General features: G+C 63.9%; 8 protein-coding genes. 7 read left to right on the forward strand and 1 reads right to left on the reverse strand.

All coding sequences use genetic code 11. The annotated features are described in order from the left end of the window. Positions 1-124: 124 nt before the first annotated feature. The 7 genes from ACFKSJ_RS12850 to ACFKSJ_RS12880 all read left to right on the forward strand — a co-directional run bounded on the left by ACFKSJ_RS12850 (position 125) and on the right by ACFKSJ_RS12880 (position 12,673). A complete protein-coding gene (locus tag ACFKSJ_RS12850) occupies positions 125-2,911 on the forward strand; it encodes a PKD domain-containing protein (protein ID WP_440950184.1) in 2,787 nt (928 codons plus the stop codon). Between the two features lie 140 nt (positions 2,912-3,051). Continuing rightward, on the forward strand, positions 3,052-5,280 hold the full coding sequence (gene ppk1 / locus ACFKSJ_RS12855) for a polyphosphate kinase 1 (RefSeq protein WP_440950185.1): 2,229 nt from the start codon (positions 3,052-3,054) through the stop codon (positions 5,278-5,280). Next, positions 5,277-7,430: a polyphosphate kinase 1 gene (ppk1, locus tag ACFKSJ_RS12860; protein ID WP_440950186.1), complete on the forward strand. Its 2,154-nt coding sequence runs from the start codon at positions 5,277-5,279 to the stop codon at positions 7,428-7,430. Before ppk1 (ACFKSJ_RS12855) ends, ppk1 (ACFKSJ_RS12860) begins: the two co-directional genes overlap by 4 nt. Next, positions 7,420-9,474 carry a YfcE family phosphodiesterase gene (locus ACFKSJ_RS12865; RefSeq protein ID WP_440950187.1) on the forward strand — a complete coding sequence of 685 codons (2,055 nt, stop codon included), beginning with the start codon at positions 7,420-7,422 and terminating at the stop codon, positions 9,472-9,474. Before ppk1 (ACFKSJ_RS12860) ends, ACFKSJ_RS12865 begins: the two co-directional genes overlap by 11 nt. Further along, complete coding sequence (locus ACFKSJ_RS12870; RefSeq protein WP_440950188.1) at positions 9,471-10,064, forward strand: HD domain-containing protein; 594 nt, start codon at positions 9,471-9,473, stop codon at positions 10,062-10,064. The genes ACFKSJ_RS12865 and ACFKSJ_RS12870 overlap by 4 nt, the downstream gene beginning before the upstream one ends. Next, positions 10,064-11,635, forward strand: coding sequence for a Ppx/GppA phosphatase family protein (locus ACFKSJ_RS12875; RefSeq protein ID WP_440950189.1), 1,572 nt, complete (start codon positions 10,064-10,066; stop codon positions 11,633-11,635). The genes ACFKSJ_RS12870 and ACFKSJ_RS12875 overlap by 1 nt, the downstream gene beginning before the upstream one ends. Positions 11,636-11,680: 45 nt before the next feature. After that, a complete protein-coding gene (locus tag ACFKSJ_RS12880) occupies positions 11,681-12,673 on the forward strand; it encodes a cation diffusion facilitator family transporter (protein ID WP_440950190.1) in 993 nt (330 codons plus the stop codon). Here the strand turns inward: ACFKSJ_RS12880 and ACFKSJ_RS12885 are convergent. Further along, on the reverse strand, positions 12,643-12,990 hold the full coding sequence (locus ACFKSJ_RS12885) for a hypothetical protein (RefSeq protein ID WP_440950191.1): 348 nt from the start codon (positions 12,988-12,990) through the stop codon (positions 12,643-12,645). The two genes, ACFKSJ_RS12880 and ACFKSJ_RS12885, sit on opposite strands and share 31 nt — an antisense overlap. Positions 12,991-13,039: the final 49 nt, after the last annotated feature.

Raw genomic sequence — 13,039 nt, forward strand, 5'->3', positions numbered from 1 at the left:
TCATCATCGCCGGCGTGATCATACGCTTGAAGGTCCGGGGATGAACCCTGATGGGCGGACTGTCAAAGAGGTATTGTATTATGGCAGAAAACCAGAGTATGGGAGTATTCAGGAGATCTGATCGATGCGTATGTTTATTCTTGATTCATTCTTTCCGGTCGTGAAGCACCATCCCCGGACTACCGTGTTCATCGCACTGCTGATGCTGATGCTCTGTATCGCCCCGGCGATGGGTGAGAAGGTCACGCCGAATACCGATCTGACGCTGAATGAATCTGAACTAAAACTCTCCACCGATCTGCTTTCGCTGACGAATTCTTCGATTTTTCAGACTGGAACATCTCAAACCGGTCTCGTCAGCGATCTTCAGATAAAGCCGGCGTCCCAATCGGTCAAACAGCGAGGGTTCAACGCCGGCGTTCAGGCGACTTCGGCGATCGTCTCTGTTTATGTGACGCTGGATCAGCAGACTCCTCTGTCGACGGTCGATCCGTTCGCATGGGAGATCAGTAATCGTGACGAGTCATCGAAGACCGTCGTTGCCTGGGTCGAGGTGTCCCGTCTCCTCGAGCTCGCCTCCGTGCCGGGCGTGAGGCAGGTTCGTCCGGTCCTGCCTCCTGTGGTGAACACGGGATCGGTGATGGCCGAAGGAGATCGGATCCATCTCGCCGACCAGGTCCGGGCCACGTATGGCCTGACCGGCGCAGGGGTCAGGATCGGTATCATTTCCGGTGGTGTCGACCACTGGAACACTGCAGCCGCGACCGGCGATCTCCCGACGAATCTCCATGTGCTCAGGAATGAGCAGGGTGGAGACGAGGGCACCGCGCTGCTCGAGATCGTCCACGATATCGCCCCCGACGCCGAGCTCTACTTCTGCGACCATGGGAATAACACGCTCGATTTTGCCGACGGCATCGATGCCCTCGCTGATGCCGGCTGCACGGTCATCTGTGATGATATCAGCTGGATCACCGATCCGTTCTTCGAGGATGGTGCGCTCGCAGCGCACATCCAGTCACTCACGTCGACCCGGAACATTCTCTACTTCAGTTCGGCCGGCAATTCCGCCCAGAGGCATTACCAGGGGAGGTACCTGAAGGACGGGGCGACGAACTGGAACGACTTCTCTGGCGGGACCGGACAGGCAGATAAATCCCTGTATGTCAGCATTCCGCCTGGCGGATACCTTCGGACCGTGCTCGAGTGGGACGACCCCTGGACCAGTTCCACCAATGATTATGACCTGTATCTTTTGACCCGGGGCGGCGAGTATCTGCTCGCCGGATCCACGGTTGTACAGAACGGCGACGATGCACCATTGGAGTTGATCTCGGTGATGAACACTGGCTCCTCCACGGTTGAGACAGAGATCGATGTTCTCAACAAAAATGGTGCCGCGGCCGACCGGACCCTTGAGATCTTCGTGTATCCCGGGGGTGGCACAAGGATCTCCGGCGACAACATCGTGGGTGCCGATTCCGTCTTCGGTCATGCGGCGGCACCGAACGTGGTGGCGGTCGGGGCCATCAGTGCATCGGACCCGGGTGTGGACACCATCGAGTATTTCTCGAGCCTCGGTCCGGCCACCATTCGCTACCCAGGTACCGTTCAGCGGAGTAAACCGGATATCACCGGGATCGACGGGGTCAGTATAACGGGATCCGGAGGGTTCCCCAGTCCCCTCTATGGGACGAGTGCGTCGGCACCTGACGTCGCAGCGGTGACGGCGCTCGTCTGGAGCGGTGCCCGGACCAGGACCGCGTCGGAGGTGCGGACCGCACTGCTCACCTCCTCCGATGATCTCGGATCAGCAGGACCGGACACCACCTTCGGCTACGGGCGTGCGAATGCCGTCGCCTTCACGCAGGCTCTCGGTATTGCGCCGGCGATCACCGCCGGCTTCTACGCCTTCGGCCATGTCGGCCAGGCCCCGTACTCGGTCAGGTTCCTGGACCAGTCGACCGGCTCGCCGACTGCCTGGCACTGGGACTTCGGGGACGGCACGACGTCGGACGAACAGAACCCGACCCATATCTACAACCGGACGGGCGCCTACAACGTGGCCCTGACCGCCTCGAACGATCAGAGGAGCGACACGGCGATCCAGTACCGGTGCATCATCGTCAACACCGTGCCGGCAGCCAACTTCACCGCGAACGCGACGGCCGGGAAGGCGCCGTTCACGGTGCAGTTCACCGACCAGTCGACCGGGGCGAACGGCTACCAGTGGCAGTTCGGCGACGGGCAGACGTCGACCGAGCAGAACCCGGTTCACACCTACACGCAGCCGGGCGCCTACACCGTGACGCTGGTCGTCTCCCGTGCCGACTACGGCAGTGTCTTCGCCCAGAAGCCAGGATACATCACGGTCACCGACCCGCCGATCGTCGGGTTCTCCACGAATGTTTCGGCCGGCCTCGCGCCGCTCGCGGTGCAGTTCACCGAGTCGGTGAACGGCTCGGTCCAGTACTATTACTGGCAGTTTGGCGACGGAGCGACCTCCTTCGAGCAGAACCCGGTCCATGTTTACGACACCGCCGGGAAGTACACCGTCTCCCTCTATGCAATCGGCTCGAAGGGGACTCAGGTGAAGACGGTCGAGGACTGCATCAACGTCACCGCCCCGGTCATCCCCCCCGTGACCCCAAAACCGACCGAGCAGTACCTGCCAGCGGCCAACTTCACGGTCGCCTTCCCAGGCGGTCCGGGTTCGATGGGTATCCTGGTCACGGACACCTCGGTGAATGCGACCTCGGTGCGGTATGACCTCGGCGACGGCACGACCACCGCCTATCGAACATTTCGGTACACCTACTGGCAGGCCGGCACCTATACAATCAAACAGACTGCGACCGGTCCGGCGGGATCCACCAGTACGACCAGGTCGGTGACCGTGCCGGCGGTGTAGAGGCCGGCGTATACTCTTTTTTTTCTCCTTCCGGTCCAACGCACCATGCAACCTTCAATCCCGGAATCCGAATCCTATATAACCCCCGATGCCTCTATAGAGTAACTATTGACGATAGAACGCCGGCAATGGACGATATCATGATTACACCATCTCAACAGCAGTCAGCAGCAGAGTTCGGGTCTGAAGGGAGTGACGAGGAACGGGCCCTCTTCTTCAACCGGGAACTGAGCTGGATCGCCTTCAACCGGCGGGTGCTCGAAGAAGCGTTCGACCAGACCCATCCGCTCCTCGAACGGGTGAAGTTCCTGGCCATCTTCGCCAACAACCTCGACGAGTTCTTCATGATCCGGGTCGCCGGCCTGCAGCGGCAGCTGTATGAACGGGTCGTCGAACGCCCTCCTGACGGGATGACCGCCTTCTCCCAGCTCAACGAGATCAGGGCGGCCCTCCTCCCCCTGCTCAAGGAGCAGATGGACTGCTGGCATCAGCAGGTGATGCCGCAGCTGGTCGAATCAGGGATCCATATCCACCCCCATGCGTCCCTCTCGGCCGACCAGCAGGGAGCCCTGCGGATCAGGTTCGAGCAGGAGATCTTTCCGGTGCTGACGCCGCTCGCCTTCGACACTTCCCACCCGTTCCCGTTCATCTCCAACCTCTCGCTGAGCCTGGCGATCATGGTGGAGGACCCCGAGGAGGGGGAATGCTTTGCACGGCTGAAGATCCCGGTCGGCCTCTTCCCGCGACTGATCGAGTTTGTCCCGCAGCAGAGCACCAAGAACCTGCAGAACGGGGGGGAGCATCACTATGTGCTGCTCGAGGACCTGATCGCAGCCAACCTGGACCTGCTCTTCCCCGGCCTCCGGGTCGTCGCTGCCTACCCGTTCCGGGTGACCAGGAACGCGGACCTCGAGATCGAGGAGGACGACGCCTCAGACCTGATGACCGCCATCGAGGAGAGCATGGAGATGCGGAGGGTCGGATCCCCGGTCAGGATCGAGATGGACCGGAGGATGCCGGAGGCGATCTGTTCGATGGTCGTCCGCCACCTCGGGATCAGCCCGGACATGATCTACCGCCTCGACGAACCGATCGGGATGGCGGACCTGATGATGCTGGCGGGCCTGAACCGTCCGGACCTGCAGGACCCGCCGTTCCACCCCTCGATCCCGCCCTCCCTCTCCCATGACCAGCCGATCTTTCCCGTGATCCAGCGGGGGGATCTCATGCTCTATCACCCGTACGACAGTTTCGGTCCGGTGATCACGTTCTTAAAGCAGGCGGCCACCGACCCGGCCGTGCTGGCCATCAAGATGACCCTGTACCGGGTCGGCGCCAACTCCCCGATCGTCGACGCCCTGATGGAGGCTCGTGAGAACGGGAAACAGGTGACCGCCCTGATCGAACTGAAAGCCCGGTTCGATGAAGAGAACAACATCGGCTGGGCACGGGCCCTTGAACGGGCCGGGGTGCACGTGGTCTACGGCCTGGTCGGGATCAAGGTCCATGCCAAGGTCTGCCTGGTGGTCAGGCGTGAGAAACGCGGGATCGCCCGGTATATCCACCTCGGGACAGGCAACTACAATGCCGGCACCAGCAGGGTGTACACCGATATCGGACTCATGACCGCCCGGAACAAGATTGGCGCCGATATCTCCGATCTCTTCAACTTCCTGACCGGGTATGCCCGGATCACCTCGTACAGAAAACTGCTGGTCGCCCCTGTCACGATCAGGGACGGAATCCTGCGGCGGATCGAGCGGGAGATCGCCCGCCACCAGGAGCACGGCGACGGGTATATCGCGTTCAAACTGAACGCACTGGTCGACCGGGCCTGTATCCTGGCCCTGTACCGCGCCTCACAGGCCGGGGTCAGGATCGATCTGCAGGTCAGGGGCATCTGCTGTCTGCGGCCGGGTCTCCCCGGGATCAGCGAGACGATCACCGTCACCTCGATCGTCGGCAGGTTCCTCGAGCATGCCCGCATCTATTACTTCAGAAATGGAGGCGACGAAGAGGTGCTGGTCGGGTCTGCGGACCTGATGCCCAGGAACCTCGACCGGAGGGTCGAGATACTCTTCCCGATCCAGGACCCGCGGCTCCTGGCGGCGATCGTCGGGGAGATCCTGAAGGTACACCTCCGGGACACCGCCAAGGCCCGGAAGCTCCTTCCTGACGGCACCTATTGCCGGGTGCTCCCTGAGGACGGGGACGCACCGTTCGATACGCAGCAATGGATGATCGATCACCGCGGAGCGTGGTATCCCCCGATGGAGAGGGACGAGGTACTGCAGAACTTCTCGCCGCTCTCTGGGCCGCCGCCGGCAGGAGCGGGCTCGGTCCGGACAAAGAGGAAGGGGAAACGATGAAAGACGAAGACGTGGGAGAGGCGCCAGTCAGCACCGAGACGCTCCCTGATACAGACCAGCCCCCGGGACTCGACGACCCCTCCCTGTACATCAACCGGGAGACGAGCTGGCTCGCCCTGAACCGGCGGATCCTTGAAGAGGCTGATGACGCCGCCCAGCCCCTGCTCGAACGGGTGAAGTTCCTCGCCATCTGCGGTTCGAACCTGGACGAGTTCTGCATGGTCCGGGTCTCCGGGCTGGAGCGGCAGCTCGACCGGGGCGCACTCGCAGCTCCGCCCGACCGGATGAGCCCCGGGGAGCAGCTCGACGCGATCAGGGTCGAGATCCGCCGGCTGCTGGAGGCCTATTCCCGGTGCTGGCAGGACCTGCTGCCTGCCCTGCACCATGCCGGCATCCGGATCCACCGGATCGCCGACCTCGCCGCATCCGACCAGGAAGCGCTCAGGGCCTATTTCCGGGAGACGATCGCCCCGGTGCTGACCCCGCTCGCCGTGGACGTCTGCCATCCGTTCCCGTTCATCTCCAACATCTGTCTGAACCTGGCCGTGGTGGTGCGGGACCGTGCCGGGATACACCACTGCGCCCGGGTGAAGCTCCCGGGCGCCGGCATCCACCGCTTTGTCGAGGTGCCCGAGCAGAAGAGAGACCTGCAGCAGATCGCCCCGCAGAAGGCTATCGACCTGGTGATGCTGGAGGACCTGGTCGCCACCAACCTGGACCTGCTCTTTCCCGGGTACACGGTGGTGGCATCGTACCTGTTCCGGGTGACCCGCGATGCAGAGATCCAGATCGTGATGGACGAGGCTCCCGACCTGCTGACAGCCGTCGAGGAGAGCGTCGAGACCAGGCGGGCCGGCTCGCCGGTGATCCTCGAGGTGGATTCGTCGATGCCCGACAGCGTCAGGGAGATGCTGGCCCGGCAGCTCGACCTCGATCCTCATCACATCTACGGCTGGGACGGACCGCTGGCCCTCGTCGACCTCTGGCAGCTGGCCGGTCTGCCCCGGCCGGACCTGCACGACCGTCCCTTCCTGCCGGTGATCCCTCCCTCTCTTGCAGAGGACAAGGACCTCCTCGCATCCCTCCAGCACCAGAACGTCCTCCTCTACCACCCGTACGACAGTTTCGCCCCGGTGATCGACCTGCTGTACCAGGCGGCCCGGTCCCCGGATGTGATCGCCATCAAGATGACCCTGTACCGGATCGATCAGGGCTCCCCGATCATCGACGCCCTGCTCGAAGCCCGGCAGAACGGAAAACAGGTGGCGGTGCTGGTCGAACTGAAGGCCAAGTTCGATGAGAAGAACAACATCATCTGGGCCCGCAAACTCGAACAGGAGGGGGTGCATGTCGTCTACGGGCTGGTCGGCCTGAAGGTGCACGCCAAGCTCTGCATGATCGTGAAGCGTGAACGGGACGGGATCGTCACCTACTGCCACCTCAGCTCAGGCAACTACAACGCCGTCACTACCAGGATCTACGGGGACCTCGGGTACTTCACCTGCGACCGGGTCATCGCCGCGGATATGGCCGCCCTCTTCAATGCGCTGACCGGGTACGCGGACATGGACCATTTCCAGAAACTGCTGGTCGCCCCGCGGGGACTGCGCCGGGAGATCCTGGCCAGGATAGAACGGGAACGGGAGCGGCACCTGCAGCACGGGGACGGCTATATCGCATTCAAACTGAACGGCCTGCTGGACGAGGAGGTGGTCAGAGCGCTGTACCGTGCCTCGCAGGCCGGGGTGAAGATCGACCTGAACGTCCGCGGTCTCTGCTCGCTCCGCCCCGGGATCCCGGGGATCAGCGAGACGATCCGCGTCACCTCGATCATCAGCCGGTTCCTCGAACACGCCCGCATCTATTACTTCAAGAACGGCGACAACCCCGAGGTCTACATGGGCTCGGCGGACATGATGCCCAGGAACCTGAACCGGCGCGTGGAGACGCTCTTCCCGGTTGAGGATCCCGAGGTGAAGCGGGTGATCGTCGACCTGATCCTGCCGGTCCATCTGAAGGACAACGTCAAGGCCAGGGAACTGCAGGCCGACGGCAGGTACCGGCGGGTCGTTCCGAATCCAGGAGAGGAACGGATCGACTCGCAGGCGTGGCTGATCGCACACCGGGGGTGCTGGCACCATGCCACATAAACGCCGCCAGCCCCGGAACCCGAAACGCCGGACGGTTTCCCCCAGGGCGGATTCGGGGTACTGTGTCTTCGGGGCCACCGTGCTGACCGACCTGATCGCGGCCTTCACCGCAGAGGCCGGCGGGGTCAGGGAGGGGGCCGACATCGAGTACATCCACCGGATGCGGGTGGCCACCCGCCGTCTCCGGGCGGCGCTGCCCCTCTTTCGGGACTGTTATACCAGGGCCGAGTACCGCCGCTGGCTCTCGTCCGTCAAAGCGATCACCCAGGCCCTCGGTGAGGCACGGGACGCCGACGTCCAGATCGCGTTCCTCGACAAGTACCTGCTGGGGATCCCCGGACCGGCCTCCGGGACGTCTGTCAGCATGATCCGGCCGTTCAACCATCAGCGGCCCCTGGAAGATCCCGTGAAACCGGAGCCCCCGGCCCCGCCGGCCCTGCCGGCTCCAGTTCTCAGGCCCGGTTTGATCGGGGCGATCCTGCAGGTCCTCCGGCGGGTCTCGACGGCGATCACCGTCATCGGGCCACCTGCCCAGTCAGATGTCCCGCAGTTGCCGCCCCCGGTAGAGGAGCAACCGGTCACTGCCGGCCAGCAGGGGATCGAGTGCCTCCTTCTCAGGCTTCAGCAGCGGCGGGCGGCCCTGCAGCCGCATGTGGTCGACGCCCTCGCCCGGCTCGAAGAGAGCGGGGAGGTGAAGGAGATGCAGCGGCGGTTCAGGACGATCGCCGTCACCGGGAGACGGGACCTGGTGGATATTCACACCGCCGATGTCTATCAGCGGGCGTACAACGCGATCCAGCTCCGGGTCATGGAGGTCTTCGACCATGAACCCTCGGTGGCCCGCCCTGACCAGATCACCGAGCATCATGAGATGCGGAAGGCTGCCAAGCACCTGCGGTACACGATGGAGGTCTTCGCCCCGCTCTATCCGGGCGGCCTGAAGGCGGAGCTCAAGACCTTCAAGCAGTTGCAGGAGCTGCTCGGCGACATGCACGACTGCGATGTCTGGGTCGACTCCCTGCCCCGCTTCCTTGTCGAGGAGAAGGAGCGGACCGAGGCCTACTTCGGCCATACCGAGTTCTTCTCCCTCATCGAGCCGGGCATCGATCGTCTCCGCGAGGAGCGGCACGAGAAGCGGAATCGGGTGTATACCGACTTCGCGGCCTACTGGAACGAACTGAAGAAGGAGATGTTCTGGGACAGGCTCCGGGATACCCTGGGGACTGCGCTTGAGAGTGTCCAGTCCCCCCCGGCTCCCCTGGCCCGCTCGGCCGAGCGGGAAGGGCCGGTCAGGATCGCGCTGATCGCCGATGTCCATGCCAACCTCCCGGCGCTGGAGGCGGTCCTCGCCGATGCAGCCCAGCGGGGGGCCTCGGTGGTGATCAATGCCGGCGACCTGGTCGGAGGCGGCCCGTTCCCCGACGAGGTGGTCAGCCGGCTTCGGAGGGCCGAATCGATCGATATCAGGGGGAATGCCGAGCGGAAGGTGTTCTCGGTCCAGAACGGAAAGCATCAGAAGGGGGGAAAGGATCGGACGATGGCCCTCTGGACGTGGGAGGCTCTCTCTCCGGAGAACCGTGCCTACCTCGCCGATATCCCGGACGAACGCCGGTTCATGGTCAGGTCCACCCGTCTGCTGGTGACGCATGCCTCCCCGCTCGACCCCAAGGAACTGTTGACTGCGTCGACACCGGCGACACGGTTCAGCGAGCTCGGACGGGAAGCCGGGGCCGATATCGTGATCGTCGGCCATTCCCACCAGCAGTTCTCGACGATCGCCGACGGGGTCCGGTTCATCAATCCCGGGAGTGTCGGAACGCCGGCCGGAGACGACACCCGGGCCTGCTATGCGCTCCTGCAGCTCGAACCGTACGACCTCTGCCACTTCCAGATCGCCTATGACCGCGATCCCGTCGTCAGGGCCGGCACCGAACGCGGTCTGCCCGGACGGATGCCCTCAGAGCATCCCGATCTCCAGTCGGGCCGGGACATGGTGATCCCGGCAGGGACCGGGGAGCCCTCCGGGGAGGGTACCGACCCATGAGTGTATGCTCGGGCGATGCCGGCGTCCTCTCTTTTGCTGCGGCTCATCACCGGGGGAGTCCCCACGACATCCAGGTGGCCGCTGTCGCCACCGCCCTCTTCGACGAACTGCGGCCCCTCCACCACTATGAGAAACCGGAACGGGACCTGCTCTGGGCAGCCTGCATCCTCCATGACATCGGCTGGTCGGCAGGGAGGAAGGGGCACCACAAGCTGAGCTGCGACCTGATCCTCCGCGACCGGACGCTTCCGTTCGACGAGGACCAGCGTCTGCTCGTCGCCCTGATCGCCCGGTACCACCGGCGTGCACTGCCGGACCCGGAGAGGCACCCGCTCTATGGCGGACTTCCCCGGGAGGGTCGGGCGAAGGTGCGCTGGCTCGCCGCCCTGATCCGGGTGGCCGATGAGCTGGACACCGCCCATGCCTCGCTGGTCAGGGCGGTCCGGTGCCGGGTCACCAGGGACCGGATCGCCATCACCTGTACCGGCCCGGTGGCCGATCAGCGGGTGACGGCCTCGCGGATGCACAAGCTCGACCTGCTGGCCGGGGTCGCCGGACGGCCGTGCACCGTCACCTGGGAGGTGCCGTGATGGCCGCCGGGCCGGAGAAGGTCGTTGCATTCGTCGATATCGGGACCAACTCGATCCGCCTGCTGGTGGTCAGGATGAGCGCCGGTGGCGGCTACACGGTGCTGAGCGAGCAGAAGGAGGTGGTCAGGCTCGGGGAGGGGGAGTTCCCCTCCGATATGCTCAGCGAGGCCGCCATGGACCGTGCGGTGCTGGTCTGCCGCACCTTCGTCGACCTCGCCCGTTCGTTTCATGCGACCGAGTTCGAGGCGGTCGCCACCTCGGCCACCCGGGAGGCACGCAACCAGCAGGTCCTGCTGAACCGGCTCGCGACCGAGGCCAGTCTCCCGGTCAGGGTGATCGCAGGGCGGGAGGAGGCCCGCCTGATCTACCTCGGGATACGGTCCGGCGTGGATATCGGCGACCAGTCAGCCCTCTTCATCGATATCGGGGGCGGTTCGACCGAGCTCTCGATCGGCACCAGGTCCGGGTACGAGGCCCTGTACTCCCTCACCCTCGGCTCGATCCGCCTCTCCTCCCTCTTCCCTCCGAAGGACAGGCGGGGAACGGTCACGCAGAAGGAGTACGGAAGGATCAGGGAGCACATCCTCACAGAAGGGGCACGGGTGATCCAGGAGTTGAAGGAGTACCCGATCACCCGGGTCTACGGGAGTTCCGGCACCCTGCAGAACCTGGCCGACATCGCCGCCCGGATGCTCCATCAGCAGGAGCAGAACGCTTCCCAGGTCCTCCTGTACCAGGACCTCTCCCGGGTGACGGCACGGCTCTGCGCCCTCTCCCTCGAGGAGCGGCGGAAGGTCCCCGGGATCAACCCCGACCGGGCCGACATCATCGTCCCGGGTGCTGCCATCATCGAGACCCTGATGCAGGCGCTCGGGCTTTCGGCGGTCACCATCACCAACCGGGGGCTGCGGGACGGGCTGCTGGTCGACTACCTGGAGCAGCAGACCCCGGACGGGCACCCGGTGCGGCTTCAGAGCATCACCTCCCTGGGCGGCGCCTGCCGGATCAACCAGGTCCATGCCGTCCATATCAGGGACCTCGCCGACGAGCTCTTCCGCTCGTCCAGGGAGGCCGGGGTGCACACCTTCGGCCCCTGGGAGGAGGAACTGCTCGGGTATGCCGCCTATCTGCATGACATCGGTTCGTTCGTCTCGTTCACGAACCACCAGGTCCATACCCAGTACCTGATCGCCAACGCCGACCTGCTCGGGTTCGATCAGCAGGAGATCCTGGTCATCGCCTCGATCGCCGGCCTTCACCGCAAGAAGGCGCAGATCACCGGGGGGCGGCTCCCGTCAGGGCTCGAACCGCAGCACCTCCGGATGGTGCAGGTGCTCGGGGCGCTCCTCCGGCTCGCCGAGAGCCTGGACCGGACCCATATCGGGCTGGTCAGGAGTGCCCGGTTCATCAGGACCGGGGAGAAGAAGGGGCTGACCCTTCGGATCGTCTGCAGGGGCGACTGTCACCTGGAGATCTGGGGGGCTGAACGCGAGAAGCGGACGGTCCAGAAGATGCTGGGAGAACGGCTGCAGATCGAGGTGGTCCAGGAGGAGAACGCCGCCAGAGATTGACCCTTCCATAAGACCTATCTCCCAACAGCCCCTTCTTGTATAGTTATGGCGATCGTTACAGAGGTCCAGTCCCCTGACATGGATAGGATCTCCGCTGACCATGAAAAACAGAGGATTGCATGGCTCTCGGTCATCTCGAACACCTTTCTGGTGCTGATGAAGATCGTCGTTGGCACTGCGATCGGTTCGGTCAGTATCATCTCCGAAGCGATCCACTCCGGGATCGACCTGGTAGCCGCGGTGATCGCCTTCTTTGCGGTCAGAAAATCGAGCGAACCCCCGGACAGCCTCCACCAGTTCGGCCACGGCAAGATCGAGGACCTCTCCGGGTTCATCGAGGCGATCCTGATCTTCGTCGCCGCCGCGATGATCATCCGCGAGGCCGTTCTGAAGCTGATGGGCGGCGGGGAGACGCTGCTGGTCGAGGGGCTCGGCGCCGGCGTGCTGGTGATGCTCATCTCCGGGCTTGTCAACTATTACGTCTCGAACCGTCTGATGAAGGTGGCGAAGAGGACCGATTCCATCGCCCTGGCCAGCGACGCCTGGCACCTGCGGACCGACGTCTACACCTCGCTCGGTGTCTTCGCCGGGCTGATCCTGATCAAACTGACCGGGATCCTGATCCTCGACTCGGTGGTCGCGATCGTGGTGGCCTGCTTCATCCTGAAAGCCGCCTACGACCTGACCATACGGTCGCTCTCCGACCTCGTCGACCACCGGCTCTCCGACGAGGAGGAGGAGCAGATCCGGGCGATCATCTCCAGCCATTGCACCCAGTACGCCGATTTCCATGCCCTGCGGACCCGGAGGTCGGGCCCTGACCGGTTCATCGACCTCCACCTCTGCGTCTCAAAGAACCTGACCGTCGAGGAGGGGCATGACCTGGCCGATCACGTGGAGAAGGACCTCCGGAACGCCCTGCCCAGGTCGAATGTCTCGATCCATGTCGAGCCCTGCGACGGGGAGTGCGTGCACTGCGACTCCCTCTGCAGCGACCGGACGACGGGCTACTGTTCGCAGACCCCCGAAGAAGAGTAATAGGAGAAGACGCTCTGAGCGGCCTCGTGGGAGATCCGTTCTCCCACCAGGGTGATCAGGGTCTCGACGTCCTCCTCCTGGACGCACCCGAGGCTCTCGGAGCCGTCGAGGATATGATCGACCAGGTACTGCAGGTCCTCGGTGCTCAGCCGCCTGAGCCGTTCCTCAAAGTCCCGTTCATCGGCTGCAAAATGGTTCGAGACCGGGGGGAGGATCGACTGGAAGGCATGGCCCGAGCCGGCACAGGTCGGTGATTCGTACTCAGGTGCCAGCACTTTCAAGATCTCCCAGTCCCTACTGTTCATTTCCCGTGGCATGATATTCTCCTTTTGTACTACTCTGACGATCCCTGATAAGTACATGTCG

This window comes from Methanosphaerula subterraneus, assembly GCF_052055875.1.
GTDB lineage: Archaea > Halobacteriota > Methanomicrobia > Methanomicrobiales > Methanospirillaceae > Methanosphaerula > Methanosphaerula subterraneus.

Bases quoted from the DNA above. Each gene is read 5' to 3' on its own strand.
- ACFKSJ_RS12850 (WP_440950184.1), top strand. From the start codon at position 125: ATGCGTATGTTTATTCTTGATTCATTCTTTCCGGTCGTGAAGCACCAT.
- ACFKSJ_RS12885 (WP_440950191.1), bottom strand. From the start codon at position 12,990: ATGCCACGGGAAATGAACAGTAGGGACTGGGAGATCTTGAAAGTGCTG.
- ppk1 (WP_440950186.1), top strand. From the start codon at position 5,277: ATGAAAGACGAAGACGTGGGAGAGGCGCCAGTCAGCACCGAGACGCTC.
- ACFKSJ_RS12870 (WP_440950188.1), top strand. From the start codon at position 9,471: ATGAGTGTATGCTCGGGCGATGCCGGCGTCCTCTCTTTTGCTGCGGCT.
- ppk1 (WP_440950185.1), top strand. From the start codon at position 3,052: ATGATTACACCATCTCAACAGCAGTCAGCAGCAGAGTTCGGGTCTGAA.
- ACFKSJ_RS12875 (WP_440950189.1), top strand. From the start codon at position 10,064: ATGGCCGCCGGGCCGGAGAAGGTCGTTGCATTCGTCGATATCGGGACC.
- ACFKSJ_RS12880 (WP_440950190.1), top strand. From the start codon at position 11,681: ATGGCGATCGTTACAGAGGTCCAGTCCCCTGACATGGATAGGATCTCC.
- ACFKSJ_RS12865 (WP_440950187.1), top strand. From the start codon at position 7,420: ATGCCACATAAACGCCGCCAGCCCCGGAACCCGAAACGCCGGACGGTT.